This is a genomic window from Duganella sp. LjRoot269, from assembly GCF_964254095.1.
Classification (GTDB): domain Bacteria; phylum Pseudomonadota; class Gammaproteobacteria; order Burkholderiales; family Burkholderiaceae_D; genus Rugamonas; species Rugamonas hordei.
Window position 1 is genome coordinate 3,968,040 of the sequence record NZ_CAXUSL020000001.1, and the last position, 27,000, is coordinate 3,995,039.

Annotated in this window: 19 protein-coding genes; 4 read left to right on the forward strand and 15 right to left on the reverse strand. The window is 61.8% G+C overall.

Annotated features, from left to right (window positions below; translation table 11 throughout):
• The first annotated feature begins 125 nt into the window (after positions 1 to 125).
• Entirely contained in the window at positions 126 to 650 is a 525-nt protein-coding gene (locus tag ACSQ3S_RS17790) for a patatin-like phospholipase family protein (protein ID WP_436143232.1), read from the forward strand.
• Here ACSQ3S_RS17790 and ACSQ3S_RS17795 read toward each other — a convergent pair.
• From ACSQ3S_RS17795 to ACSQ3S_RS17805, 3 genes are all read right to left on the reverse strand, one after another.
• Positions 594 to 1,640, reverse strand: coding sequence for an MBL fold metallo-hydrolase (locus tag ACSQ3S_RS17795; RefSeq protein WP_436143233.1), 1,047 nt, complete (start codon positions 1,638 to 1,640; stop codon positions 594 to 596). The two genes, ACSQ3S_RS17790 and ACSQ3S_RS17795, sit on opposite strands and share 57 nt — an antisense overlap.
• A gap of 202 nt (positions 1,641 to 1,842) precedes the next feature.
• Positions 1,843 to 4,092, reverse strand: a complete 2,250-nt coding sequence (locus ACSQ3S_RS17800; RefSeq protein WP_436143234.1) for a molybdopterin cofactor-binding domain-containing protein — start codon at positions 4,090 to 4,092, stop codon at positions 1,843 to 1,845.
• Between the two features lie 3 nt (positions 4,093 to 4,095).
• Positions 4,096 to 4,554: a (2Fe-2S)-binding protein gene (locus ACSQ3S_RS17805; RefSeq protein ID WP_436143235.1), complete on the reverse strand. Its 459-nt coding sequence runs from the start codon at positions 4,552 to 4,554 to the stop codon at positions 4,096 to 4,098.
• A gap of 313 nt (positions 4,555 to 4,867) precedes the next feature.
• On the opposite strand from ACSQ3S_RS17805, the gene ACSQ3S_RS17810 reads away from it, so the two are divergent.
• A complete protein-coding gene (locus tag ACSQ3S_RS17810; RefSeq protein WP_436143236.1) occupies positions 4,868 to 5,500 on the forward strand; it encodes a TetR/AcrR family transcriptional regulator in 633 nt (210 codons plus the stop codon).
• A gap of 448 nt (positions 5,501 to 5,948) precedes the next feature.
• Here ACSQ3S_RS17810 and ACSQ3S_RS17815 read toward each other — a convergent pair whose 3' ends face one another.
• The 5 genes from ACSQ3S_RS17815 to ACSQ3S_RS17835 form a co-directional block, all read right to left on the reverse strand.
• On the reverse strand, positions 5,949 to 6,494 hold the full coding sequence (locus ACSQ3S_RS17815) for an NUDIX hydrolase (RefSeq protein ID WP_436143237.1): 546 nt from the start codon (positions 6,492 to 6,494) through the stop codon (positions 5,949 to 5,951).
• 137 nt (positions 6,495 to 6,631) lie between these two features.
• Positions 6,632 to 8,092 (reverse strand): hypothetical protein, encoded by a 1,461-nt coding sequence (locus ACSQ3S_RS17820; RefSeq protein ID WP_436143238.1) that lies wholly within the window; start codon positions 8,090 to 8,092, stop codon positions 6,632 to 6,634.
• Positions 8,093 to 8,094: 2 nt separating this feature from the next.
• A complete protein-coding gene (locus ACSQ3S_RS17825) occupies positions 8,095 to 9,075 on the reverse strand; it encodes an ATP-binding protein (protein WP_436143239.1) in 981 nt (326 codons plus the stop codon).
• Between the two features lies 1 nt (position 9,076).
• Positions 9,077 to 11,059: a hypothetical protein gene (locus ACSQ3S_RS17830; protein WP_436143240.1), complete on the reverse strand. Its 1,983-nt coding sequence runs from the start codon at positions 11,057 to 11,059 to the stop codon at positions 9,077 to 9,079.
• A 348-nt stretch (positions 11,060 to 11,407) separates the two neighbouring features.
• Complete coding sequence (locus tag ACSQ3S_RS17835) at positions 11,408 to 13,771, reverse strand: dockerin (protein WP_436143241.1); 2,364 nt, start codon at positions 13,769 to 13,771, stop codon at positions 11,408 to 11,410.
• Between the two features lie 355 nt (positions 13,772 to 14,126).
• Between ACSQ3S_RS17835 and ACSQ3S_RS17840 the strand changes: the two genes are divergently transcribed.
• Both ACSQ3S_RS17840 and ACSQ3S_RS17845 read left to right on the forward strand, forming a co-directional pair.
• Entirely contained in the window at positions 14,127 to 15,326 is a 1,200-nt protein-coding gene (locus tag ACSQ3S_RS17840; protein ID WP_436143242.1) for a helix-turn-helix transcriptional regulator, read from the forward strand.
• Positions 15,327 to 15,685: 359 nt separating this feature from the next.
• The gene (locus ACSQ3S_RS17845; protein ID WP_436143243.1) at positions 15,686 to 16,888 is read left to right on the forward strand and encodes a glycoside hydrolase family 27 protein; all 1,203 of its coding nucleotides are present in this window, start codon (positions 15,686 to 15,688) and stop codon (positions 16,886 to 16,888) included.
• 70 nt (positions 16,889 to 16,958) lie between these two features.
• On the opposite strand, the gene ACSQ3S_RS17850 is transcribed toward ACSQ3S_RS17845, so the two are convergent.
• The 7 genes from ACSQ3S_RS17850 to ACSQ3S_RS17880 form a co-directional block, all read right to left on the reverse strand.
• On the reverse strand, positions 16,959 to 18,254 hold the full coding sequence (locus ACSQ3S_RS17850; protein ID WP_436143244.1) for an MFS transporter: 1,296 nt from the start codon (positions 18,252 to 18,254) through the stop codon (positions 16,959 to 16,961).
• A gap of 33 nt (positions 18,255 to 18,287) precedes the next feature.
• Positions 18,288 to 19,076 (reverse strand): substrate-binding domain-containing protein, encoded by a 789-nt coding sequence (locus ACSQ3S_RS17855; RefSeq protein ID WP_436143245.1) that lies wholly within the window; start codon positions 19,074 to 19,076, stop codon positions 18,288 to 18,290.
• Positions 19,077 to 19,179: 103 nt separating this feature from the next.
• Positions 19,180 to 20,091 carry a LysR family transcriptional regulator gene (locus ACSQ3S_RS17860; RefSeq protein ID WP_436143246.1) on the reverse strand — a complete coding sequence of 304 codons (912 nt, stop codon included), beginning with the start codon at positions 20,089 to 20,091 and terminating at the stop codon, positions 19,180 to 19,182.
• An 81-nt stretch (positions 20,092 to 20,172) separates the two neighbouring features.
• Positions 20,173 to 21,618: a nucleoside hydrolase-like domain-containing protein gene (locus ACSQ3S_RS17865; RefSeq protein WP_436143247.1), complete on the reverse strand. Its 1,446-nt coding sequence runs from the start codon at positions 21,616 to 21,618 to the stop codon at positions 20,173 to 20,175.
• 44 nt (positions 21,619 to 21,662) lie between these two features.
• Complete coding sequence (locus ACSQ3S_RS17870) at positions 21,663 to 23,042, reverse strand: ATP-binding protein (RefSeq protein WP_436143248.1); 1,380 nt, start codon at positions 23,040 to 23,042, stop codon at positions 21,663 to 21,665.
• Positions 23,043 to 23,191: 149 nt separating this feature from the next.
• Complete coding sequence (locus ACSQ3S_RS17875; RefSeq protein ID WP_436143249.1) at positions 23,192 to 24,697, reverse strand: tryptophan halogenase family protein; 1,506 nt, start codon at positions 24,695 to 24,697, stop codon at positions 23,192 to 23,194.
• 41 nt (positions 24,698 to 24,738) lie between these two features.
• Positions 24,739 to 27,000 (reverse strand): glycoside hydrolase family 3 C-terminal domain-containing protein, encoded by a 2,262-nt coding sequence (locus tag ACSQ3S_RS17880; protein WP_436143250.1) that lies wholly within the window; start codon positions 26,998 to 27,000, stop codon positions 24,739 to 24,741.

Genomic DNA, 27,000 nt, shown 5'->3' on the forward strand with positions numbered 1-27,000 from the left:
CGCGCCAGGATCCGTGCAGGAGTCGAGCGCGGACGCTCGCAATGCGGCTCAGGCGTACCAAACCTCAAAGATGTACATCAAGAAATAGTGGTGTATATTTGAGCATTCATTCCTAAAGGCGACCGATGGCAGGTGATTCCGATGAATGGCCGGACGGGCAACACTTTCGTGCGCTTGCACTCACTGGGGGCGGCTACCGCGGGCTGTTCTCCGCACAGACGCTGGTTAGCATGGAAGAAGCCACGCGAAAGCCCATAGGACAAAGCTTTGATCTTATCTGTGGCACGTCGATAGGTGGAATCGTGGCGATTGCGGCTGCCTTCGAGATACCGATGTCGAAGGTTGTGGAGGTTTTCGAATCGCAGGGCCCACTGATATTCCCTGCGGATCGGCGGACACCGCAAGGTGCTCTTTCGAAAAAGATTGACTTGGCTACGCATCTCGGAAAACCACGTTATTCAAGTTCGCCGCTGCGTGACGCCGTTGAGGCAATAATACCGAAGGGCACGCGGCTTGCGGCTTATTCGTCCAGGTCGCAGCTTATTCGTTCAAGGTCGCAGTTGTTTCATACTTCGTCAGCAACATCGAGGCATTCACTTCGAATCAGTCGCGCCCTGGGCGCCCTTGGCAGTTGCAGGAACCAGATCTGACGGCTCAAGAAGAACAGAGCCCGTACCACTCACAGGAACCACGTCGAGAACCGCGCCGATAGGAATGAGGCCGAACCTATCGCCACCGCGTCGTTTCGTGGCCGCCGAGAGGTCGCGAGCCGGCTCGAACGGCTCCTCGTCGCCAAGCTGGAATGTCCCCCAGTGCACACCGAAGGAGCGCGCGGCGCCCAGGTCCGCATGGGCTCGCACGGCATCGTCCGGGTCCATGTGCTCGAAACGCATCAGCGCCCGCGGCTGGTAGGCGCCGATCGGCAGTGCCGCCAGGTCGATCGGGCCGATGCGCTGTCGGATGTCCGTGAACATCGCCTGCACGTATGCCGTGTCGCCGGGGAAGTAGAACCGCCCAAGTGAGCCCGCGACCTCGTTTTCCACGACCCAGCCCCCCCATAACGTGGTGTTGTGTTTCCGCGGTCCTCGCCCGCTGCTGTGCTGTGCGGGTACGAACCGGAATGTCACAGCCCCCACCGTCGCTGCCTGCCACCAGTCAAAGGAATTCGCCGGGGCCTGCACGTGGTCTTCGAACCAAGACTCGAGGCCCCGACCCACAAAGAAGCGTGGCGGCCCGCCGCGTTGTCGGGCCAGATGGCGCACAGTGGGCAGGTCCAGATGGTCGTAATGGTCGTGCGACGTCAGCACCACGTCGATGTGCGGCAGTCCGTCAAGCGGCAACGGCAGCGATGTCAGTCGCGCCGGCCCGAAGCCGGCTACCGGAGCAGCAGTGTCGGTGAGCACCGGGTCGAGCAGCACCCACAGACCGCCTACCCGCATCAGCATCGCTGAGTGGCCCAGCCAAGCCACTGCGAAGGGCCGCTGCGCCATGGCTTCGATATCAAGCGGCACGGTGGGCGGCACCTCGGTGCGGCTGAGATCGCGGGTGATCTGCACCCAGGCACGGCGCAGGAAGTAGGTGGCGGACACCCGAGCGCCTGTGTCTTCGGTCAGAACATAAGGGTTGGTAAAGGTCTGCATTGGCGGCTGCTCCGTGTCATTTAAAGCTGTCGAATAGGCGAAGAGCAGACCGCTGCATAGCAATGCAGCTACGGCACCTACGAGCGGCAAGGAGGGGCGTGTCATTGATCTTGCTGGCGGCCGCGAGCATCAACTGCATGGCCACTCCAATCAATGCACGCTGGGAAAGCACGGCGAGGCGGTATGAATCTTCCTGCCATGCTCAAACGAACTCGACGTGCTTGCGCAGCGGCAACTCGCGGATGCGTTGCCCCGTGGCCGCAAAGATGGCATTGGCCAGAGCGGGAGCCGCAGGCGGCACGCCAGGCTCACCAATGCCTTTGATGCGGCCGGTCGTCTGCAATGCCTTCGCCAAGATCTGCGGCGTCTGATACAGGCGCAGGCTCTGATAGGCATCAAAGTTGGTCTGCTGCGGCGCGCCATCGGCGTAAGTCAACTCGCCCGTCATTGCATGACCCAAACCCCAGATCACCCCGCCCGTCAGTTGTGCTTCGAGGTTCACGGGGTCCAGCACCTGGCCCACTTCGGCGACCACGAAGACTTTGTCGATACGGATACCCTTGGCGGTTGCCGTGACCTCCACCACCTCGGCCACCGGTACGCCGAAAGACAGGGTGAAGGCGAGTCCGCGCCCACGTCCTTTGGGCAGTGGTGTGCCCCAGCCTGCCAGTTCTCCCACTGCCAGGAGCACACGCTTGGACGGCTCGTGCGAGCACAGACGCAGGCGCTCGGCCAGCGGGTCGGCGCCGGCGGCGAGGATCAACTCGTCCAGGAAGCACTCGTGCAGAAAGCCGTTGCCCGACGCCCCCACCGATCGCCATGAACTCACCGGCACCATCTCGGGCACACGGTAGCCAGTGACCCGGTAGTGAGCGATGGCAAAGGGTTGGTCCCAAGCGCCGGCCACGATGGCCATGTCGGGGCCCGGCGTCGGCAGGTTTTGCCGCCCCAGTTGCGATGTGTTGACCGACTGCGAGGCGATGCGCAGATCGTAGGCATGCACCCGACCTTTCGCCGCTATGCCACGCGCGCGGGCAATGGCGAGTGGCCGCGGGAAGTCGTGTGTCATGTCCTCCTCACGGCTCCAGGTCATCTTGATCGGTACGCCCGGATGCGCCTTGGCGAGTTCCACCGCCTGGCGCACGTAGTCGTCTTCCAGTCGGCGACCGAAGCTCCCGCCCATGATCTGCACATGAAGGTGGACATTCTCTTCGGCGAGTCCGCTCACGGCCGCCGCACCCGCCACGACGAAGCGGGGAATCTGCGTGCCGGTCCAGATGTCCAGTCGCCCGCCCTTGAGCAGCACGACGGCATTCATCGGCTCCAGTGGCGCATGCGCCAGGTAGGGCACGCGATACTCGGCTTGGACCACCTGGTTTGCCTGCGCAGCCTTGAGGGCGGACTCGACATCGCCTTCGTCCTTCTGTCGGCTGTCGCGGCGTTCATCGGTGAACGAATCCGCCGCCTGCTGGAACATGGCGTCCGTCGTCGAAGGGTACGGTGCGGCGCCCCACTCGATCTCGAGCAGGTTCGCGGCCTGGAAGGCGCGCCAGGTGTTGTCGGCGATCACGCCCACACCCTCGGCGATCGGCACGATCTTCAGCACGCCCTTGGCGGTTTCGGCCTTTCTGGCATCGAAGCTCTTGACGCCGCCGCCTCGGCGCGGGTTTGTGCGCACCGTGGCATACACCATGCCTGGCATGCGCAGATCGATACCGTATATCGCAGTGCCGGTGGACTTGGCCGGGATGTCGAGTCGCTGCATCGGCTTGCCGAGCAGCCTCCATTGACTGGCGGGCTTGAGGGCCACGTCCGCTGGCGGGGAGAGCTTGCCTGCAACCGCGGCCAACGAGGTGTAGGGCAGGCGCTTGCCGTCGGGCGTGATCACATGACCCTCAGCGGTCTTCAGTTCCGCGAGCGGCACGCCGGTCTGCTGCGCCGCCGCGGCCAGCAGCATCTGCCGCGCGACGGCGCCCGCCACGCGCAATCGGTCGAACGCATCGGGGACGGTGGTCGAGCCCCCGGTGACCTGGATGCCCATCAGCTTGCCCATGGCCTCCGCCGCGCCGCGCCCGCTGCGCGCCATGAAGGTGTCGCTCGTGGCGGCGATGGGAAAGGCCTCGGCCATCACGGTGCCGTTGTAATACGTCGGACTCGGCGGTCCGGGCTCGACCTCGAACTGTCCCCAGGCCACGTCCAGTTCCTCGGCGATCAGCGCTGCCTGCACCGAGTACGCCCCCTGTCCCAGATCGGCGCGCGGGGTGATGAGGGTGATGCCGCGCGCATCGATGCGGACATACGGGTTGAGCGTGGCAGTGCCGTCGGGCAAGTCCTTGAGCAACGGGTTGACAAGGTCGCGCTTGTAGAGATACGTACCGACCGCCAGGCCGGCGGCCATCGCCCCGGTGCCGATCAGGAAAGTGCGTCGGGTAATGCGTGCAATGTTGGCCATGGTTCAAGCCGCTTTCATGTGCGAAGCGGCGGTCTTCACCGCCTGGCGGATGCGTGGATAGGTGCCACAGCGACACAGGTTGCCCGACATGGCTTGGTCGATCTGTTCGTCAGTCGGGTTCGGCTCGCTGACCAGGAAGGCCGCAGCCGTCATCATCTGGCCCGCTTGGCAGTAGCCGCATTGGGCGACTTGGTGCTCGATCCAGGCCTGCTGCACCGCGTGCAGCGCACCCGGCTGGCCAAGCCCGGCGATGGTGATCACCGGCGCCTGCACGGCGCCCACGGGCATCACGCAGGAACGCACCGCGGTGCCGTCGACATGCACGGTGCAGGCGCCGCACTGGCCCACGCCGCAGCCGTACTTGGGGCCGGTGATGCCGAGCTCATCGCGCAGCACCCACAGCAGCGGCATCTCTGGTTCAACATCGACCACATGGTCCTTGCCATCGACGATCAGTTTCATTTTGGTGTTCTCCGGTTGGCGGAAATTTGGAACTCAAGCCCCCCGCGAAGGGAACTACGACATGTCGAATCACCTGGAGATCACGAAGCTGCGCGGTCCGACCTGACGGGGTACGTGAAGGCCGGCTGTGCCGTGACTTCAAACGCAGCGGTCAGCGATCCTGTCGCTTCTGATTTTTATGTAGACGATGACAACATGTGCGGACTATACACGGATATGTTGTCACTGTAAACTATGTGGTCTCTGTCTACATTTGCTATAATGCGACACCCACCCCACTCATGAGCCCCGGGAAAACTGGGGATGCCGCCACTTGCCGCCACCAAAAAAGACACTGAACACGACGCTGGATGCCGTCGAAAGGCCCTATCACCACGGTGACCTGCGACGCGCGATCGTCGAAACCGCCTCTGCGATGCTGCGCGAGGACAAGGGCTGGCAGTTCACGATGCGTGAGGTGGCGCGCCGGGCGGGCGTCAGCCATGCCGCTCCCTACAAGCACTTTCCTGACAAGGCCGCGCTGCTGCTAGAGCTGGCGTTGCGCGGCTTCGATCAGTTAGGCCAGGAGTTGAAAGCGGCGATAGTCCCTCGGCCGCGATCCGCTCGCAAAGAGTTCCTGGCAGTCGGCGGCGCGTACATCGCTTTCGGCATGAGCAACCCTGCGCTGTACCGCCTCATGTTCAGCAGCGACGCGGGTGACCTCCAAGTCGCGCACATCAGCGAAAGTGCCTTGTCTGCGCTGGGGGTGCTGCTGGACGTGCTGGCGCGCGGGCAGGAGTCCGGCGCCTTCAGGCGACGGCCTTTGCAGGGTCAAGCCGCGGCCTGCTGGGCGCAAGTGCACGGCCTCACCATGCTCAGCATCGACGGTCTTCTCATGCCCGAGAAGGTTGGAAGTGCACCGGTCCAAGCTGCGCTGGATACGCTGCTCGACGGCGTCCTCGGCTGAGCCGGCAGCGCCTGGAACATGTGCCATCGCTTCCGTGCCGCGTGTTCGCCAGGCGTGTGCCAGCCGTACGCCTTCAGGACAACCCCCGAGTCGCGCCAGCATGCGCTGCCACTGCACCTCAAACCCCAATACGAGCCAACGGAGGCACCGGACAGACGCGTGCAGCGCCGCGGCCATGCGGAACGCAAATGGATGTGACCACGCTGGCGCCGTGCCGCTACACGAACCGTGTCGGCATTAAACAATGAACTAGAAATAAAAGTCGCTGCCTGCGGAAATCCATACCTTGCAAGGAAGGTATTCAATGGGTTACCGGAATGCGGAAGGTTCCGCGTGCGACATGGGAAGACTACATTGGTAGGTGGCGTTAAGTTGCGGGCGAATCGTTACTAAGCAGCGCTTGAGTATAACAGCCTATGACTAAACTGGCAAAACCATGCCGGAATCGTCAGCTTGAAAATGGCGCTCCCGGATCGCCGAGCAGCTCGTGTACGATATAGCGCAGCATCCATGTCTCCCGTTCGATCGAAAGCCCCATCGTTCCAGGCTGCTGGGATAAAACCTGCTCATTGTGAGCGATCGCCTGATTAATGTCGATCCAGATGGGGGTCATCCCATTTGCGATCTCGTAGTGTTCGGGCTGTGTATTGCCAAGGACGCGGTCAGCCTTGCACAGAAAAAAATGGGAGCGCATGAACATGACGTCGTAGCCTTCTTTCCGCGGCGGACGGTACTCATCGATATACCCGAGCGGCCGGATTACGCTCACCTGGGCGGCTCCGGTTTCTTCTTGCAATTCACGATGTAGCGCGTCGACCATCGATTCTCCAGCATCGACCCCGCCGCCTGGCAGGCTGTAGTCATCGTAACGCTTCGTGTACAACAGCAGGATTTCGCGACCATGAAGAACGATAGCGCGAGCAGCATGCCGCTCGAGGAGACGACCTGCCGAAGATCCTACCTCGTGGTGATGAAAGACCTGGAGCAAATTCATCGCGCAACTTTTAAGAATGCATATTTGGAGAGCGACGCTCTTGTGGGCTGATATTTTACCTTGGAGAATGGTCCTGGCAGAAATCACATACTCGTTGTCGCACCTAATTCGTGATCTTGCCCGACGCTAAGCCATACTTATTTCAGGTCCAGACTGGAAGCATCGGTCTTGCGGTGATCAGAATCTGAAATTTTGTTTTGCCACGACAGGATCGCCGACCCGCCACCGAGATTTACAATTCCAACGGGAGGGTAAGGAAATGGCGAGGATGCCGGGGCAGCACCACTATCTACTGCAGTCAGCCAGCTTTGAAGCCACGAAACGTCCGAGACTCGCCCAGCGTTAAGCACGGCGTCGAAAATGTCCGCCAAAGGTCCTGTCCATTCCACCCATGGCTGCCAAGTACGGACGTAGCGTTGGATTTCTTCCGGCAGACCTTCAGGCGCACCGTGGTGCTTGGCCAAGCCGGCGCTCTCAAATTTTCCCACGTACTCAATGTACTGAAAAAATTCCTTATCGGCTGCGCGAGGACTTTGCCCGCATCGGAAATCGCCGTAATTGGCTTCTAGAAAAGTGCAAGCCACCTCGTAGGGACACTTTAGATCCCAATGCGGCCACTCATCGGGATGAACGCCACGCCACCCCTCGGTCATGCTGTGACCCCATCGGCAATGGCAAGATGTGTGTCCCGCGCGGAGCGCGGCCAGATCGCAGTCCAGTGCGTCTCGTGAAGCCGAGCCTGCAGGGTCACTGTTGCGACAAATGCGGTAAAACCACATCAGTTCGTGAAAACCATACTTACCAAACAGCTGTCGCGCCTTTAACGTGGCCGGTGTATCCAGACACGACAGATTCGCTGAGGTAGCAGCCACAGTTGAGAAATACCCGATGATGTCGTTTGGCGGCGAAAGCAAAGATCTGATCTGATTCACCCGTCGTGCGCAGCATTGCCCCTCTATCCAATAGATGCTCCTGCGCGGCGCCAAGTGCGTTTCGGCGAGGTTTTGCGCCACTGTATTCGTGTCTAAGACCCAGCGTTGAAAGCTCAGGAACGACGGCGAGAGGTGCCGCTTCCTAGAAGCGTTGCCAGGAGCACCGCCGGGCCACGCCGGCCAATGGGTCCGGAAAATCTCCGTCACTGCCCCGCTGCGATTAGTAAATCCATCGGTACCGGCGTGGTATGAGTGCGCCAGCAGTTCCGCGCCGTCGAATGGGCATCGGTCAAGCCAGGAAAAAGAATGGAAGTGGCTGTGATACCCCGCATTGGCACAAGTTTGGCAGTACTGAATTCGCTCAGGGTGCCGAGGATCATTGCAAAACTTCCCCAGCGCATCGGCATTCCCTTCGTACGGTGCCATGACGGAAGTTACAATCGCAAGCGGCTCGTGCAGCGCCTCCGATATCCCGATGCGATCCGCTTCCGACAGTTCCCACCCTGGGCGCCACTGGCGGCCTATCGTCGAGCTGACGTAGTCGAAGAATTGCTTCATTGAGACCTTGTTAAGCTCGCAAAAGCGAGCTGCAAAGGATTCAACTGATTCGTGCATCGCCAGGCAGCCACGGCTCCAATTGACGGAAGGGTAGCCAAAACTGTTCATTCTCAGCCAGCAGTGTTGACGATGCGCATGTGTGACGAGAACCCGGTGTCGGCGAAGATGCTCAACAAGCTTTGGTATTCCATCACCTCATCCCATGCCTCATCGTTTGCCAGCCGGTCGAGAATTCGCTCGACGCTATGGGCCAAATGCTGCATTGGGAATTCTGGTGCCCTTTTTCCCTGTCCCGGCGTGAGTTCGACCATCACTTTCCAAAGAACGCCTGCGTGATCCGCGAGACGCTTCCCTGCGGCGTAATCTGCGGGCGCAAAGTACTGAAGAAACGAGACGCCGCTGCCCGCCGGCCATTCAGATCCGGTATCGTACCCATCGAGCACATAGGCAATCTCAGCCTCGCTTCGCAGGCCGTGAAACCGCGAGTGTGCCGCCATGAATCTGGCTGCGACATGCGCATTGCCCGATATGGCCATCAACTCGTGCTGATAGCCCATTTGATGGGTTCCCACGGAGAACACGCTCAATCTGAAGCCATCCCAGTCCAGTTGATTTTGCAGTCCGACGAGCCATTTCCATTCTCGAAAGGATACTTCCTGCGCCTCGTCAATCAGGAGCACGACGTAGTTATGCCCCGCGGCCTGTGCAATTGTCATTAGACGCTGCGCGATCAAGTAGAAGCCATGACCTTTTCGCGGTACCTTGTCTGTTTTTTCGAAGTGAAAATGACTGGTCAGCAAGAGCTCATGCCAAAACGCGGACTCGCTGGTATGCATGTCGGAGCGCCTCTTCCATATGACGAGCGGAATCACCGAACCGAATCGTTCCTGCAGAACGATTCGGACGTGCCACTTTACGCCGCGCGATTTGCCAAACCTCGATGCGCCATAGATATAGCCGCCTGACTTTCGCTGATCAATCCAGTCGCCAAGTTTAGCGATCATTTCATCTACTGGCGGCGTGTAGACCGCGTATTCGCCAGTCAGGATCGGATGGAATCGGTCAATCCGCGCAGGCGTCGAATATTGCATTTCAGCTCGATGCAGTCATGCGACGTGCGGGAAGCGGGCGTGCGCCGTCGGGCGTGATCATTGGCTTTGCAGAGCCTCGCGTGCCGGCAGCTCGCGGCTTAGCCTGCTTTTCTTTCTCGGCGCGCTTTTGCGCCTGCTCGAGCATGCTCTCTCCCACCGCCAGCTCGGCTGTCGCGGTCAATATGCGCCGCGCTTCGAGGTAAGCAACATGCACGGGCAACTTGCAATTGGGCTGCTGTTCAACAAAGTTGATCAACGACTCGATCGCATCATCGCCCTGTTTGATGTCGAGCTTTTCTTTCAATGCGCTGGAATTGATGGCGGTCCTGACAGCGAGGCTGTGTGGTGACGCGTGCCACGGCGGCGCAGCCCGCAGAATGCCGAGCGAGCCACCGTTCATGGTTGACGCCCTGGCAACCCTCGCATCGTCGGCGATGTGGTTGACAACCCAGATCTCCTGGCCTACCAAGTCATACCTGTTCTGTAAGGCTGCACCGGAATATCTCGCGCCAAAGCAGTTCACGAAGGGCGTGCGACCTTTATCGGCCCCGCCCTTCACGCGGCACTTTCTTCGTTGGCTAAGTAGCATCTCCACCGCTTCGGGATCCGCCTTCCTGGATGTCTTTCGATTTTGGGACATGCAAAATCGAGCGAATGCGAGTGGGCTGCGTTTGAGCGAATAATGGCTACGGCCGTTGTAATTGGCGATCAACACGTCAAGCAGTTCTTCAGCATATTCATATTGAAAACTGGAGGCCAGCGCAACCTTGTCCGGATCGATACCTTTTTTGTCTTTCGGCTTTGCGCCAGTCGTGTTCGATAATCTTTGAAACCCGCCGGAGGAAAGCGTCCTGAAGAACACTTCGACGAAGGGCCGGTCATCCTTGTTTCGGCGCTTGGAAAATCCCGTCTTCGGCTCGACGAGGGTTGAGCCGACGACCTCAGAAAGTGCGACTTTGACCGTCTTACAGGTCTCCGCCAGCGCCCCATCCACGCTCATCTCATCCCAGCAAATACCGGCGAATTCCGGTCCGTCCGCAGATAGGAAACCTGCGTCTTGCGCATAGGCCGTCTCGCTATACGAGATTTTCCTCGGCTTCCACACGGCCAGGGCCGACTGAATCGCGCGCAGAACATCGTCCTTCGACACCTCGCGCCGCAGGCTCAGGTGATAACCCAGCACCAACCTTGAATACACGTCGATGATGACGATGACCCACAGGCGGTGGATGACTTGTTCCCTGTGCCCTCCTTCGGGTAGCGGCAACGCCACGCTGAATCGACCGTCCAGCTTGTGCGCGTCCATCTCCACGCGTTGAAGGAAGCGCTTTACTGGCCGGTCGACTCCGTCACCGCTGGACAGCTTTGAAACCACATCTTTTCCGCCCGCCAGGCGGGCCGCGGCGCGCGGGTTTGCCTCGAGCGTTACATCGATAAAGCGGCAGATCGAGTTGTAGCCCAACGTCTTGGTGTTGAAGGGCCATGCGTGTCGATGCTCATAACCGCGCTCGCGCAGCTGACCCAGGAACCATGCAGTGTGATTCAACCGGGTCCGCTTTACTTCACCCAGTTTGCCCATCGGCGGGCTCTGAAGGACGCGCTCTTCGAATTCGCGCAACAAGAGCGGCTCCGCATCGAGCAAAGCGCGCATTGCGCCGACGGCGCCATGACCGAATTGGTCAACTCGGATTTTGGTCTTGCGGCGATAAGGCGAAATCTGCTGGTATGGAACAAGGCCGCGCCAGCCGTACTCACGTCCATCGGGATGCGGTTGCAAGCACCGTTCGCGGATCAGCCGATAGGCTTGCTTCGCCCCAATTTCAGCTTGCTTCTTGATGTTCGCCGAGCTTTCTCCGGCCAAATACAGCATCACGGCCTTCTTGCGGCTGAAGTAGGCGTCGCCCATCGCGCCTTCGTCGGGCGATGGCCAGCACGACACATCGACGTACAGACCGTTTACTTGCCGGACGCTGCCACTAGCCATTGATTCCCCTTGTCGGAGCTGACGCTTGTTACAGCCGAGCGAAAGCACTACTAACTATAGGTCGATCTCGCGCCGAAGCAATGTGTTTTTTCGGCGTGCTCATGACCAGTACAACATTATTAGGATAGTCAGCCGAGGAACAACACTAGTTAAAATGGCGCCAGCCTCTGATTGTTCCTGCGCCGATTCGATACCTGGGCGGTGACAGAGATGGCCTGGGAACAAAGTTATGAAAACGAACGGCAGCAGCAACACTAAAAAATAAAAATGCCGCTCAGCCTTAACTGAACGGCATTTGTCCCGAGGGACTCCTTTTTTCAAGCCACGTTACGCTAACGATCGCGCCAGTTAGTTGGTGTACACCAGACCGCGGCCGGTACCGCTGAAGTAGATGCGGCCGTAGGTGTTCCAGTCGGCCGCCATCACGCCGATGCCGCCGTACTGATGCGCGTCATCGTTGAAGCGCGCCCAGGTCGCACCGCCATCGTCGGAGTGATAGACGCCCCACACGCCATTCATCGCACCCACCACGTAGACCGCGGCCGAGGACGACGAACCGGTCTGCGCCTTGCCCAGGGCGATGACGCTGGCGCCCTGCAACTGTCCGGTCGAACCGTTGGCCGCGATCGTCGCGAAGCCGTTCAGCTTGGTCCAGCTGGCACCCGAATTGGTCGAGTGGTACACGGCATTGCCGTCGGCCAGCCAGAGGTCGCCCTCGACGTTCGGGTTGACCGCCAGCGAAGTGGCATACCAGCCGTTCGGCGCCAGGTTCGCCGACACGGAACCCTGGCTCAGCGTGAAGTTGTGGCCGCCATCGGTAGAGACGTAGACCTTGCCCGGCAGGTTGCTCCAGGAAGCGCCGCCCGAATCGTAGGCATAGACCTTGTTCGGATTCTTGCGGTCGACCACCAGGCGGTAGCCACGATTGATACCGACGGCGGACAGCGCCGGCAGGTTGGTCGAGGTCCAGCTCGCGCCATTGTTCGTGGTGTACGACGGCACCGAGTTGGCGGGCGCCCAGATCGCGTTGTTGCGGAACGCGGTCACGATGCTGGCCGACTCGGCGGTGTTGGCGGAAGCGCCGGCGGGCAGGGTCGCGAAGTTCGACCACGTGTTGCCGCTGTCGCCTGACCAGGAGCCGAACGCGACCGCGGGCGAGCCGTTGATGACGCCGGCACTGACGATGTAGGTCGGATCGGACCACAACACGTCGGCGGCGTTGCCATTGCTCCATGCGCTCGTGGGCGCCTTGGTCGGCGTCGCCGCGAGGTCGGTCTGGACCCAGATGCCGATATCGCCCGCGCTGTTGACGAACTTGTACGACGCGCCGGCCGGCGGCGTGACCAGCGCCAGGGTGGCGGTTTCCTCGAAGTTATTCAGCGGAACATCCCAGCTCGGGCTGGCCGCCGACGCGTTCCAGGTTTCCCAGACGCCGCCGCCGTGGACGTGCATGATGTGATCCTTGTTGGCCGGATCGATCTCGATGTCGTCCACCCAGCCCCTGTACCCTCCGCCCCAATGCTGCATGCCGTCCGCGATTTCACGCCAGGTGGCGCCGCCGTTGTCGGACAGCTGGACCACCGGCTGGCCGGCGCTCCATGTCCCGGTCACGGCCAGCGCGATGCGGGCCGTCGCGCCGGTGCCGTAGACGGACACGCCGCCGTAGCCGCCCTGTGTGGTGGTGGCGAGCTGGGTCCAGGTCTCGCCGTTGGTCACGCCGCCGAACCTGTAGAGGTAGCCCGGGCCCTGGGCGCCCTGCCCGGCGTTCTTGTTGAACACCACGTAGTAATTGCCGTCGTTGGTGCGCAGCATGTGCGGGACGAAGAAGCCGGACACGTTGGACGGCACCGACACCGGCGTCCACGAGAAGCCGCCGTTGGTGGACTTGTACATGGTCGAGGTCAGGCCCGCCTTCTGCACATACTCCGGCGCGATGGCGGCGTACATGATCCACGTCGTCGCGCCGCCACCCACGTTCGAGTTGTCGAAGATGATCTGCTCGACGCCCACCGGAGCCGTACCCAGCCCCTGGATTTCGGCGGCCGTCAGCACCTTGCTCGACAATCCGGTCTGGGTCCAGGTTTGGCCCGAGTTCGTGCTCTTCCACAGGCCGGCCGTGCGCGAGGCGTAGAACAGCGTCGACGGATTGGTGGGATCAAGCTTCATGCGTTCGCCGATGGCGCGGGCGTCCTCGTTGCCGCCCACCGGGAACGGCAGGTCGTAGTGCGTCCAGCTGGCGCCGCGGTCTCCCGAGACGTAAATGCGGCCGTTGATCGGGGTGCCGTCCCAGTTGTGCGAGTACATGCCCGTGGCCAGGTACACCTTGTTGTCGTTGGACGGATCCAGGGCGATGCTTTCGACGCCGTGGAAGGTACCCTCGCCCGCGTTGAAGCCGGCGCCGTCGGTGATGGGCGTCCACGATCCGTTCGAATTGTTCCAGCGGTAGGCGCCGCCGATGTCGGTGCGCGCGTACATGACGTTCGCGCTGGTCGGATGGTAAATGAGACCGGTGACATATCCGCCGCCGCCCCACTTCACGCTGGTCCAACTGGCGGGCAAGGCGGTCGAGGTCGACGCGGCGGCCATCACGCTGGTTGTGGCAGCAAGGAACTTGGGACGATTGTCGGTGGTGCTGTCAGACTGGCTGCCGCCGCAGGCAGCAAGCAGGCCAGCCAGCAAGGCCGGGATGACTAAATTGTACTTCCGATTCATGTGGTTCTCCTCCAAAAAAACCATTTAAATGAGCCGGCGCCCGGTTTTGCAGCACCGGTGCTTGGACCGGCGTACGCGTTATTTATGGATGCAGAGATGGCTAAAAGCTGCCGGTCCGCATGCATCTTATCCGTGGGTGAGGCCGTCTCACTTACGAAAACTCTCAAATGCCGAAATGAAATTTCACAGTTGCGCGCCGCACGCCAATGCAGGTCGCTACGCCTGGCGCCCAATTTTTTCCGTTGTCCCTATTTGCCCCAAAAATACCTGGGACCGTCCATAAGTCGCCTGCTATGATGCCGGACCCGCAGCCGTCAAAACGCGCGGCGCCGAGACAGTTCAATACCCTACCTATATGCAAGAGTTCTATAAAAAGGCGCTGCTGGCGCTGATTTCCCTGCTCGTCGTGGACGCCCTGCTGGTGGTTTCTTTTGTTTACCTGGCCTTTCCGACGCAGACGTTGTGGGGGGCGAATAAAAATAGCGCCGGCTGGCATTACGGAGCGTTTTCCAATGTGGTAACTGGCGCAGTGCCGTCAGCGCACTTGCACGACACGTCGGGTGACCGGCTGCGCTTCGACTTCAAGCTGAAGGACGTGGTCGCGTATCCTGCCGCCTCCGGCTACCTGCAACGCCAAGACGACAAAGGACGGTTTATCCACGAGGATTGGTCGAAGTTCCATAGCGTTTCCTTCGTTGCCAAATGTTCGCTTGCCACTGCCATGTCATTCGAGGTGTCCATCTTCGATGAAAAATTCTCCGAGCCAGGCAAGTTCGAGACTTACCTTCCACCTAGAACGTATTTTTCGTGCTATGAACAGAGCACGCCGGTGACGCTCGATCTGGCCCGGCTGCTTATTCCCGAATGGTGGTATCTTTCGATGAGGCAGGACTTGGGGCGCCAGGTTTTTAAGCTGGACCAGGTCGGGAAAATCATGTTTGGCACCGCCGCTGCTACGCCACGCGATGTCGATGTCTATATTGAAATCAGCGAACTAACTTTGCATGGTCGCGATTACCGCTATTTGGCCGCTCTCGGGGTCATTATCCTGAGTGGCTGGGTGGCATTTGGTGTGTGGTTTTTTCTGGCCCACTCGCGCGCGCTGTTGGCCAGTGTGGATTCAAAAATAAAAATAAATTTGCCACTGGAGGCCTATCGCCAGCTAACCCTGGAACCGTACAAGGACAAGGAGAAGGCGTCGGTCTTTCGGTATATCGCCAGCTCATATACCGATCCCAAACTGGACCTGGAATCCGTGGTGGAAGGGACCGGCGCGAACCGCTATAAAATCAATGAAGTGCTGAAATCTGAGCTCGGCATGACATTCACCGGTTACCTGAATAAACTGCGGCTGACTGAAGCATCCAGGCTGCTGACTGAGAAAAACAACGCCGCCGTGTCCGAAATCGCGTATTCGGTTGGCTACGCGAATGTTCCTTATTTTAATAAGCTGTTCAAGGAAGAATTTGGCTGCACGCCGAAGTCATTCCGGATGCTCGCCGCCCAGCAGCAGGAGCAGCCCGCCGACAGGGCGCCGCCAGAACCACTCGCCTGAGCCGACTCGTTCCAACCACGCGGCCTGATCTTGCTCGTCCTCACCGCTCAGCCCGAACACCTGGGCTGAACCGCTGCCATCCCCTCCTCCGCCAGCGACCATTCAACCTTGCGCCATCTGCCACGGCGGACTTCCACTGTGACTGACTTTGCTTGCAATTTCTGCGGTTTGCAAGAAATTCGATTCGCCGCGATAACGTCGAGCATGATGGACGGCCCATGCTTCAGACGTGGGCCCGGTTCCGCCACCGCAGCGCCTGCGGCCCATTCAGTTGTCGCGTTAATAGATGTTTTATATATTGGTACCGCTTTTTTTGGAGACATTAAGAAATGAAAACAATCAAACTCACGGCGCAGCTCGTGTTAGGCCTCTTGCTGGGTGCCGCCGCCTGCGGCAATAGCTGGGCTCAAAAAGCTGAAGGCCTGGCCGACACCCCGCCCATGGGCTGGAACAGCTGGAACAAATTCGCCTGCGATATCGACGAGCGCTTGATCCGCGAGACCGCCGATGCCATGGTCAAGCAGGGCTTGAAGGACGCCGGCTTCCAGTACGTGAACATTGACGATTGCTGGCACGGTCAGCGCGACGCCGACGGCAACATCCAGCCCGACCCCAAGCGCTTCCCATCAGGCATCAAGGCGCTGGCCGACTATGTGCATGGCAAGGGACTCAAGCTGGGCATCTACTCGGACGCCGGCGCGACCACCTGCGGCGGCCATCCCGGCAGCCGCGGCCACGAGTACCAGGATGCGCTGACCTATGCGCGCTGGGGCATCGATTACGTCAAGTACGACTGGTGCGACACTCCGGGCCTGAACGCCGAAGCGGCCTACACCACGATGCGCGACGCGATCGCCAAGGCGGGCCGTCCGATGGTGTTCAGCGTTTGCGAATGGGGCATGAGCAAACCGTGGGACTGGGGCGGCCAGGTCGCACACATGTGGCGCACCACGCCCGATATCTATAACTGCTTCGACTGCGAATACAGCCCCGGTTTCTCGGTTGGTCTGGGCGTGCTGCGCATCCTCGACAAGCAGGCAAACCTGCGCAAGTTCGCAGGGCCTGGCCGCTGGAACGATATGGACATGCTCGAAGTGGGCAACGGCATGAGCGAGGATGAAGACCGCGCCCACCTGTCGATCTGGGCCATGATGGCCTCGCCCCTCATCCTGGGCAACGACCTGCGTTCCATGACCGAGTCGACCCGCCGCATCCTGACCAACCCCGGCGTGATCGCGGTGAACCAGGACAAGCTGGGTGTGCAGGCGCTGCGCATCCTGGCCGACGGTCCGCTGGAGGTCTATGCCAAGCCGCTCGAAGGCGGCCAATGGGCGCTGATGTTCCTGAACCGCTCCAACCAGGCTCTCGACCTGCGCCATGACTGGAAGGCGCACCTGATGAACGATGACCTGAGCAAGCGGTCGGTCGATTTCAAGAAGACCGTCTACCGCTGGTCCGACCTGTGGAGCAAGAAGACGGGCGACACCAGCGGCAAGCTGGAAGCGCGGCTGGCGCCGCACAGCGTGCTGATGCTGCGCCTGACCGGCCCTGCGAAACCGTAGCGCGCCCGACCGCGCGGGAGCCCTTCTTTTATTGGAGCGTGTGGCGCAGACCCAGGTCGAGCATACTTGCTCATTGTGCCGCCAAGCCGGCCGGGCTCGCATGGTGGCGGCGATACAGCACCAGCGTCGCCGCCAGGCTGCAGACGGCGGCAAGACTCATCCACAATGCCGGCGCCGCCTTGTCGCCGCTGGCTTCGATCAGGGCCGTGGCGATGGCCGGCGTGAACCCGCCGAAGACGGCGGTGGCCAGGCTGTAGGCCAGCGAGAAGCCGGCGGTGCGCACCGACACCGGCATCACCTCGGTGAGCGCGACGACCATCGCGCCGTTGTAGCTGCCGTACAGGAAGGACAGCCACAACTCCACCATCAGCATCCTCTCGAAGCTGGGATCGGCCACCAGCCAGCGCATCGCCGGATAGGCGCTGGCCATGGTCAGCGCGGCAAACACGATCAGCAACGGACGGCGGCCGACGCGGTCCGACAGCGCGCCCATCACCGGCAGCCAGATGAAGTTGGACAGGCCGACGCACAGCGTGACGATCAGGCTGTCGCTGGTGCTGAGCTTGAGCACCGTCTTGCCGAAGGTCGGCGTGTAGATCGTGATCAGGTAGAACGACACGGTGGTCAGCGCCACCAGCATCATCCCGGCCAGCACCAGGCCCCAGTTGTCCAGCATCGAGCGCAGGATGGCGCGCAGGTCCGGCCGGTGGGTGCGGCGCTTGAATTCCTCGGTCTCCTGCAGCGAGCGGCGGATCACGAACAGCACCGGCACGATCAGGCAGCCGATGAAGAAAGGAATGCGCCAGCCCCAGGCGCCCATTTCGGCCGGCGTGAACCACAGGTTCAAACCATAGCCCAGCGCCGCCGCCACGATAATGGCGACCTGCTGGCTGGCCGATTGCCAGCTGACGTAAAACCCTTTATTGCCCGGCGTCGCCATCTCGGACAGGTAGACCGACACGCCGCCCAGTTCCGCGCCGGCGGAGAAACCCTGCAGCAGGCGGCCGGCCAGCACCAGCGCCGGCGCCAGCGCGCCTATGCTGGCGTAGCCGGGAACGCAGGCGATCAGGATGGTCCCCAGCGCCATCAGGGCCAGCGTGACGATCAGGCCCTGGCGTCGGCCGACCCGGTCGACGTAGGCGCCCAGCACGATTGCGCCCAGGGGCCGCATCAGGAAACCGGCGCCGAAGGTCATCAGCGTCATCATCAGCGACGCCACCTCGTTATCGGCCGGGAAGAAGGTCTTGGCGATGGCGGTCGCGTAAAAACCGAACAGGAAAAAATCGAACATTTCCATGAAATTGCCGCTGGTAACACGCAGCACCATACCGACGCGGGACAGCGTCGCCGTTGATTGGGTAGTCATCGTAGTATCTTTGCTTGGAAGGGAAGAAAGCGCTTAGTGCGCGGCGGCGGCCGGCACCGGATCGAGGCCGCTGGCGGTGACCGCATCGCGCGACTGGGGCGAGGCCAGGAAGTCCAGCAAGCGGCGCGCCGCCTGCGGATGGCGGGCGCCGACCGGAATGCCGGCCGCGAAGCGGGTGATGCTCTGCACCGATTCCGGCAGGCGGGCCACGAAGGTCGCGCCTTGCACCGGCAGGATTTCGCTCACCTGCTGGAAGCCCAGCTCATACTTCCCCTCGGCCACCATGACCGCGACCGGGGTTTTTTGCACCATGTGCGCCTTGGGTTTGACGGCCGCTTCGATGTCGAGTTTTTTCAGCAGCTCGCGCTCGATGTAGACCCCGCTGGCGCTATCGGAATAGGCGATCGACTCGGCCTGCAGCATCGCCTGGCGCAGCGCCGCCACGGTGGAGATGTCCGGCTGCGGATGGCCGTTGCGCACCACCAGTCCGATGCGCGAATCGGCCAGTTCGGTGCGGCTGGCGCGCTCGACCTTGCCCTCGGCGATCAGCTGGTCCAGCGCGTAGCCGACCATGATGACCACATCGGCCGGCTCGCCGCGCGCCAGGCGGTTCGGAATCGCTTCCGGCGCCTTGCCCATCGACGGCCCCCAGGCGGTGGCCAGCGTGTCGCCGCTGGCGGCTTCGTAGCGTGGTTGCAGCGTCTTGTAGGCGGCGGTGAAGCCGCCCGAATTCATGACATCGATTTGCTCCGCGCTGGCGGCCGAAGCGGCCAGCACGAACACGATGGATACAGCTGTGGCAGGGATGAAACGGCGATGCATGCTGGTCTCCTGATTGTTGTTCAACTCCATTTTCAGGCGATTATCCGAGCTTGCATCGATAATGTATATTGCAAAATTCATTGCAATTGATCAGTAAAATGCATCAATTGGGTTTGCCTGTCAGCTCCTCCTTCAGCAGTTCATACAGGTGCTGCGCGGCAGGCGAGAAGATGCGGCCGGAACGGCGTATCACCCCCAGCGTGCGCTCGATGCCCTCGCCTGCCAGCGGAACCGCACGCAGCATGGTGCCGGCGGCGCCGGCCGGCATCGACAACTGCGGCACGACCGCGATGCCCAGGCCCGAGCGCACCAGTTCCAGCAAGGTGGAGACGTGGCGCGCCTCGATGAAGGAGCTGGGGCGCCGCTCCGTCGGCGCCATCGCCTGGTCCAGCACCATGCGGTTGCCGCTGGATTTGGCGACGGTCATGTAGGGGTGCTTGCCGATGTCGTCCCAGCTGACGCTGCGCTTGCGCGCCAACGGGTGGGTGGCAAGACAGGCCAGCACAAAACGTTCTTTCAGTATCGGTTCGAAGTCGATGCCTTGCTCGCCGTCGCCCAGGAAATTGATGCCGAAATCGGCGTCGCCGCGGGCGACGATGTTCAGCACCTCATGCGCCCCTTCGTCGGCCACCCGCAGGCGGATGCCGGGCAGCTCGGTATAGAAGCGCTGCAGGATAGGCGGCAGGAAGTTGTGCGCGACCGACGGCACGCAGGCGACGGTTACCTGGCCAAAATGGCTGCGCGAGATATCGCTGATCTTGTGCAGCGAGCGCTCCACGCCATCCAGGATTTCGACCGCCTTGGTGAAGAATTCGCGGCCCATCAAGGTTAGCGCCACGCGCCGGGTGCTGCGCTCGAACAGCTTGACGTTGAGCGCCTCTTCCAGCTTGCTGATGCGGCGCGACAGGGCCGGCTGGGACAGGTTCAGCGTGGTGGCCGCAGCGCGGAAGCCGCCCTGCTCGACCACCGCGACCATGGCCTGCAAATCGTTCAGATCAAACCGCAGTTGATTCATAGTGTCGTATCAAAGGAAAAGAGCGCGCAGCCGGATGGCTGGCCCTCCCATTGTACCGGCCGACTGAAATTATTTACATGCTCAGGGCGCAGACGGCACGATTGTGACGATGACGCGTCGGTAGCGCGTCAGCGCCGGACTGCCCTTGTCGATAACCTTTACGATGAAGTGGGCGGTCTCCGTCTTGCTTACCACTGGCGCCTGCCCCCAAACGGTATGATGATTTTCCGCGTACCCCAGCTTGATCTCCTCCTTGTAGCTGCCAGCTTCGGGATACTGAAACCACAGGTAGCTCAAGCTATCTCCATCGGGGTCGGAGCTGCCGGCCGCGCTCAGCATGAAGCCCTCGCCGGATTTGACGGTCAGCCGTTCGCCGGGTACGAGCTTTACTATTGGTGGATGATTCGCCCCCTTGTAGGGCTTGGTGGTCCACTCCATTCGGGCGGCGAAATCGTTCTGGAAGTCTTTGCGCCAGCGCCAGATGGTGGTCCTGTACCCAGTGGAGACCTTGTCGTCGGCGCGCACCGTGCGGCCATAGTCGTTGTGGACCATCGGCCTGTAACTATCCACGGCGTTGGTCCAGATGGCATGCGGCTCTTGCAATACAGGTACGTTGCCGGTGAAGCCCTCCGGATTGGTCGTCTCCAACGCTGGCGTGTAGAACTCGTAGCGCCCGCCCCAGCCGCCCCAGTCCGGATGCTCGGGCGCGTTCAGGCCGTTGGGTATCAAGGACAGGAAGGATGGCGTATCGCCCTCCACGCCAAAGGAAACATCCGGATAGATCGCGCCCAGCGGTCCATGCCCTTGTTGAATATGCGTGGCGATCCAGCTGTTGCTCACTTCCGTGCTGTCGAAGCCCGGCTCGGTCGAATGCATGCCAGTCCACGTGCCATTGCCATACCCACCGGGGCTGACGATGTAAAACAGGTGGGGAAACTGGGTGCGTATCCAGATACCGGAATCGTCCTGGTCGGAGATCGTGTAGACGCGCAACTTGCTGACCAGGCGGGCGGCCTGCTCCGGCGTCCTGTCGTGGCCGATCCGATACAACGCTTGAGCAAGCGTATTGGCGCCGCCCCAGACCGAAACCCACAGGGGCCGCGTATCGTTTTTCTCCAGGGCCTTGATGATGGCGTCCGATCCAGGCGAGTCCTTGCCGTCGCCGACACCTTGCATGCCGTAGACTTGCGAGCCGGAGCGCACCACCGCTTTCAGCGCCTCCGCTTTCGGAAACCCCGGTTCGTGCTTCAACAGATTGGGTTGCACTCGGCCGTAGGCGTCGATGATCGCATGTATGGACGCCGGTGCGATACGCGACTTCTGATGCGTAGAGGTCGTGGCGACGAGGCCTTCGATATCGATCTGGTTCGCGTACAGGAGCAAGCGCACGAGCGACTGGCTGTCATCGGGATCGGCTTCGATATCGGTGAGGACAATCAAGCGTTGTTTGGGCTCGGCGAAGCCAAGGGCCGGCACGCAAGCCAGTAACGCCGCCAGCATCGCCGTGATTGGAAGTAGTCGCATCATCTCTGTATTGAATTGGGGTTGTCTCGATCCGTACGTGGCGAGCTCTAAGAGCGGGGCAAAATCTCTTGCAAATCAACAGGCGTGTGCTTGAGCGGCAGCGTCACGCGAAACACCGTGCCTTGGCCGACGACGCTGGTAACCTCGATCTGCCCCCGGTGGCGCTGTACGATGCCATAGGACAGCGCCAGCCCCAGACCGGTTCCCTGCCCGATCGGCTTGGTCGTATAAAATGGCTCGAAAATCCGTTTCACGTTTTCGGGTGCGATGCCACAACCAGTGTCGGCCACCTCGATCCACACCTTGTCACCGTGGACCTTGTCCAGCCCAGTACGCAGAGTGATCACGCCACGCTCGGCACCGATGGCGTGGGCCGCGTTGACCGCCAGGTTCATAATAACTTGATTGATCTGCGACCCGATACATTCGACCGGAGGAATGTCGCCATATTCCTTGACCACATCGGCCTTGTACTTTAGTTCGTTGGAAATGATATTGAGCGTCGAGTCGATCCCCCGATGCAGATCGGCCCAATGGAAATCGAGATTGGTGTCGGCATGGGAGAAATCTTTTAGATCCTGTACGATTTGCCTGACGCGAGAAATCCCTTCCCGGGTTTCGCGCATCAAGTCGCCGCAATCGGTGATCACGTAGTTAATATCGTTTTCAATGCGCAAGCGGTTCAGCCGCTCTACCACGTCGGGCGCCGTAATGAATTGTTGCGCATCGAGGTGTACCGCCAAGATGTTAAGGATTTTCACCATATAGCCATCGAGCGCGCTGATATTGGAACATACGTAGCCGATCGGATTGTTAATCTCGTGGGCTACGCCGGCGGCGAGTTGACCGATCGACGCCATTTTCTCCGATTGAACGAGTTGCTCCTGCGCGTGCGACAGTTTCTTGTTTAGCTCGATCAACAAGCTATTGCTGTTCAACAGTTCTGCTTCGACCAGCTTGCGATCGGTGATATCGCGACCAATACCGACAATGCCTATCACTACGCCGTCGTGGTCGCGCAACGGCACCTTGGTCGTGAGCAGGGTTCGTTGCTCACCGGTATGGGCGTCGGCGACCGGCTCTTCGTGCCCAATCAGAGAATCACCCGAACGCAACAACGCTTGTTCGTCGGTGAAATATTGATCCGCCAATTCTTTCGCGTAGAAATCGTAGTCGGACTTGCCGATCAACGCGGCGGGGCTGCTGGCACCCATGATGTCGGCCACCGCCATATTGCCAAACAAAAAACGACTTTGAGCGTCTTTCGCGTAGATCAATTCGGGCATATTGTCTGTCAGGGTGCGGATCAGCAGGCGTTCGATACCCACCGCTTGTTCGACCTTGCGTTGCGCCTCGGCTTGTTGCTGCAATAAGGCACGTAAGCGATTATTTTCCGAAATCAGATCATGGACAGTGAGGTGTTGCATACAATCATTCTAGATACATTACGAACGCAACGCAACCGTGCACTCAAGGCACAGGCGGGCCTTGACAGGGCAAAACCATTGTCGTTGGCATCCTTCAGGGCGATGCCAGAGAGGCGACGCCGATTAAGGACATCGTATGGATCATGTCGTCAGCGTCCCAGCACGTGGTTCAGGAATACGTCGTGGCCGGGCAGGCGCGCCACGGTGGCGGCGATCGCGTCGCGGCGATCGCGCAGCGCCTGCAGCGCGTCGTCGCGCCCCAGCTCCAGCAGCACCGGATCCTCGCGCATCGGCCAGTGGCCCATGCCGGCGTGGATCGCCAGCCAGCTGGTGGCGTCGAAGCCCTCCTCGTCGTACATATGCAAGGAACCGGTCTCGCGCCAGGCCAGCAGCTTGAACGCCAGCGTCGGCGGCAATTCCATCTCCGCCATGTGGCGCCACAGCTCGCTGTCGCGGCGTGCCGTCAGGCGGTAGTGCAGGATGATGAAATCGCGGATGCGCGCGAACTGGCGCACCGAGCCGGTGTTGTAGTCGGCCACCGCCGCGGCGCCGACCGGGGCGCCGGACATCAGCAGCGGCATCAGCCGCCCCAGGCCGCTCTGAATCAGGAAGATGCTGGTCGATTCCAGCGGCTCCAGGAAGCCGGAGGACAATCCCAGCGCGACCACGTTGTGGACCCAGAAGCGCGCGCGGTGGCCGGTGGCAAAGCGCAGCAGCCGCGGCTCGGCCAGCGGCGCGCCGTCCAGCTGTTGCAGCAGCTGCTCGCGGGCCTGCTCCTCGTCGATGAAACGGCTGGCGAACACGTGGCCATGGCCGGTCCGGTTCTGCAGCGGAATGCGCCAGGCCCAGCCGGCTTCCAGCGCGGTGGCGCGGGTGTACGGCGTCAGCTCGGCGCCGCTGCGCTCGCAGGGACAGGCCCATGCCCGGTCCACCGGCAGCCAGTGACCGAAGTCGACGAAGGGTTCGGCCAGCGTGCGCCCCAGCAGCAGCGAGGCGAAGCCGGAACAGTCGATGAACAGGTCGCCGGCCACCTCGCGCCCGTCGGCCAGCCGCAGGCTCGCCACCCCGCCGTCGGCGCGGCGCGCCACGTCGACGATGCGCCCTTCGGTGCGCCGCACGCCGCGCGTCAGCGCCAGCTTGCGCAGGAAATCGGCGTACAGCGTGGCATCGAAGTGGAAGGCGTATTTGTAGACCGGCGCGCCGGGCGCGGTTGAGGGCGCGCAGAACCGCCCTTGCTGCGCCATCACGGAGGGCAGGCACTGCTCGTCGAAAGAGCCGGGCGCGCCTTCGCGCAGCCGGCGGTAGTGGCCCCACAGCGCTTCCGGGCCGCTCAACTGGCCGAAGTCGCCGAAGGTGTGGAAGTAGCTTTCGCCGCGCACGCGCCAGTCGCGGAATTCGATCCCCAGCTTGTAGGTGCCGTTGGTGGCGCGCAGGAATTCCGCTTCGTCGATGCCGACCAGGCGGTTGTACTCGCGGATCGAGGGAAAGGTCGCCTCCCCCACGCCGACGATGCCGATCTCCTCGGATTCGACCAGCTCCACCGTGCCGCCGCGCAGCCCGGTGGCCAGCGCCAGCGCGGTCATCCACCCCGCCGTGCCGCCGCCGACCACCACGATGCGTTTGAAATGAGACGCTGCGTTCTGTGGATTCATCATGCAAGACTCCGGAAATGGGCGCGGCCAGGCCGCGCCCGATGTTACTTCGCGGCTACCGGCCGCCCGTTGACATCATAGACGGCCGCGTCCAGATGCACCACCACGCTGCTGGCTTTCTGGTCCATCGCGTCGCTGGCCAGCGTCAGTTTGTAATTGCCGGCCGCCACCTTCCAGGTCTTGCTGGACGTGTCATACATTGCCAGCAGGCGCGGATCCACGCTGATCGACGCCTTGACGCCGGCGCCCGGCTTGACCTCGACCTTGCGGAAACCAACCAGGCGCTTGGGCGCTTCCCAGCGGACGTCGAGCGGCGCGGCATACACCTGCGCCACCTGCTTGCCGCTGACCTTGCCGACGTTCTTGACCGTGAAGGAGGCCTGCAGCACGCCCTGCTCCACCCGCGCGTCCAGGTCCGACAGCGCGAACTCGGTGTAGGACAAGCCATGGCCGAACGGGAACAAGGGCTGATGGCCTTTCAGGTCGAACCATTTGTAGCCGACCGCCGCGCCTTCGTGATAATCGACGTCGAAGCGGCGCGGCTCCTTGGGTTCCGGATAGCCGTCCAGCGCCACGCGCGGCAGCTGCGCTTCGGAAGCGGGGAACGTCACCGGCAGGTGGCCGGACGGATTGGCCGCGCCGAACAGCACGCCGGCGATCGCATCGCCGCCGCTGGTGCCCGGGTACCAGGCCTCCAGCACCGCAGCCGCCTTCGGCAGCCACGGCATGGTCACCGGGCCGCCCGTTTCCAGCACCACCACGGTCTTCGGATTGGCCGCCGCCACGGCGGCGATCAGCGCGTCCTGCTTGTTGGGCAGGGACAGATTGGGCACGTCGAAGGCTTCGCCGGTCCACTGGGTGGCAAACACCACCACCACGTCGGCGTCCTTGGCCAGTTTGGCGGCGGCGGCCGGATCGTTGCCGTCGTTGAAGCTGACCTTGGCCTGCGGCGCCTGGCGTTCGATCGCGCGCAGCGGCGACGACGGATAGACCATGACCGGGCCCGGCCAGAACTTGGGCTCCAGCCCCGGGACCGCGTTGCCGCCGGCCGGATACACCAGCGAGGAGCCGCCGCCCGCCATCACGCCCTTGTCCGCGTAACCGCCGATGACCGCGATCTTTTTGACCGAGGCGCTGAGCGGCAGCACGCGGCCGGCATTTTTCAGCAGCACCATGCCCTCCTGCGCATCGCGCAGCGTGACCGCGGCATGGGCCTTGAAGTCGATCGCCTCGGGCGTGGCCGGCACCGGCCGGTCCACCACGCCGTGCTCGAACATGCTGTGCAGCACGCGCCGCGCCATGTCGTCCAGGCGCGCCTGCGGCACCCAGCCGTTCTGCACCGCCTCCTTCAGCGCCGCGCCGAAATACTCGGCCACGTCGAACGGCAGGCCGGACTGCTGGTCCAGCCCCGCGTTGGCGGCCGGCACCGTGCTGTGGGTCGCGCCCCAGTCGGACATCACCCAGCCCTTGAAGCCCCAGTCCTGCTTCAACACCTGGTTCAGCAGGTAATTGTGTTCGCAGGCGTAGACGCCGTTGATGCGGTTGTAGGAACACATCACCGAACCGGGATTGCCCTCTTCCTTGGCGATCTGCATGGCCAGCAGGTCCGACATCCGCGCCGCCTGCTCCTCGATCTTGACGTTGAGCGTGGTGCGGCCGGTCTCCTGGTCGTTCAGCGCGTAATGCTTGAGGGTCGAGATGATATGGTTGGACTGGATGCCCTTGATCTGCGCGCCGACGATCTTGCCGGCCAGCAGAGGATCCTCACCCGCGTATTCGAAGTTGCGGCCGTTGCGCGGTTCGCGCATCAGGTTGACGCCGCCCGCCAGCAGCACGTTGAAGCCGTAGGAGCGCGCTTCGGCGCCGATCATGGCGCCGCCGTCGAAGGCGGTTTGCAAGTCCCAGGTGGCGGCCGTGTTCAAGCCCGACGGCAGCGCCGTCGCCGGCCGCGCTTCCGGCCCCGCCTGGCTTGCCACGCCGACGCCGGCGTCGGTCTGCCACAGCGGCGGAATCTGCAGGCGCTCGACGCCGTAAATGAAGCCGGCCGATTGCTTGTGCGACGCTGGCGGACGCTTGAAATGCTTGCCTTCGTCGTCCGCGCCCAGATAGCCCATCACCAGCTTGAGTTTCTCGTCCAGCGTCATGGCCTGCAACACCAGCTCGGTGCGCTGGTCCGCGCCAAGCTGGCGGTTCATCCACGGTTGGTCCGGTTGCGCCAACGTGGCGGTATCGGCGGCGGCCACCATGCCGCCGCAGCACAGTGCGATGGCGCTGGCCATCAGGCTTATTTTTTTCTTAAATTGCAT

Coding starts and splice junctions, on each gene's coding strand:
- ACSQ3S_RS17830 (WP_436143240.1), bottom strand. CDS start 11,059: ATGGCTAGTGGCAGCGTCCGGCAAGTAAACGGTCTGTACGTCGATGTG.
- ACSQ3S_RS17860 (WP_436143246.1), bottom strand. CDS start 20,091: ATGAATCAACTGCGGTTTGATCTGAACGATTTGCAGGCCATGGTCGCG.
- ACSQ3S_RS17790 (WP_436143232.1), top strand. CDS start 126: ATGGCAGGTGATTCCGATGAATGGCCGGACGGGCAACACTTTCGTGCG.
- ACSQ3S_RS17870 (WP_436143248.1), bottom strand. CDS start 23,042: ATGCAACACCTCACTGTCCATGATCTGATTTCGGAAAATAATCGCTTA.
- ACSQ3S_RS17855 (WP_436143245.1), bottom strand. CDS start 19,076: ATGCATCGCCGTTTCATCCCTGCCACAGCTGTATCCATCGTGTTCGTG.
- ACSQ3S_RS17835 (WP_436143241.1), bottom strand. CDS start 13,771: ATGAATCGGAAGTACAATTTAGTCATCCCGGCCTTGCTGGCTGGCCTG.
- ACSQ3S_RS17815 (WP_436143237.1), bottom strand. CDS start 6,494: ATGAATTTGCTCCAGGTCTTTCATCACCACGAGGTAGGATCTTCGGCA.
- ACSQ3S_RS17880 (WP_436143250.1), bottom strand. CDS start 27,000: ATGCAATTTAAGAAAAAAATAAGCCTGATGGCCAGCGCCATCGCACTG.
- ACSQ3S_RS17800 (WP_436143234.1), bottom strand. CDS start 4,092: ATGGCCAACATTGCACGCATTACCCGACGCACTTTCCTGATCGGCACC.
- ACSQ3S_RS17865 (WP_436143247.1), bottom strand. CDS start 21,618: ATGATGCGACTACTTCCAATCACGGCGATGCTGGCGGCGTTACTGGCT.
- ACSQ3S_RS17795 (WP_436143233.1), bottom strand. CDS start 1,640: ATGCAGACCTTTACCAACCCTTATGTTCTGACCGAAGACACAGGCGCT.
- ACSQ3S_RS17825 (WP_436143239.1), bottom strand. CDS start 9,075: ATGCAATATTCGACGCCTGCGCGGATTGACCGATTCCATCCGATCCTG.
- ACSQ3S_RS17820 (WP_436143238.1), bottom strand. CDS start 8,092: ATGAACAGTTTTGGCTACCCTTCCGTCAATTGGAGCCGTGGCTGCCTG.
- ACSQ3S_RS17840 (WP_436143242.1), top strand. CDS start 14,127: ATGCAAGAGTTCTATAAAAAGGCGCTGCTGGCGCTGATTTCCCTGCTC.
- ACSQ3S_RS17805 (WP_436143235.1), bottom strand. CDS start 4,554: ATGAAACTGATCGTCGATGGCAAGGACCATGTGGTCGATGTTGAACCA.
- ACSQ3S_RS17875 (WP_436143249.1), bottom strand. CDS start 24,697: ATGATGAATCCACAGAACGCAGCGTCTCATTTCAAACGCATCGTGGTG.
- ACSQ3S_RS17850 (WP_436143244.1), bottom strand. CDS start 18,254: ATGACTACCCAATCAACGGCGACGCTGTCCCGCGTCGGTATGGTGCTG.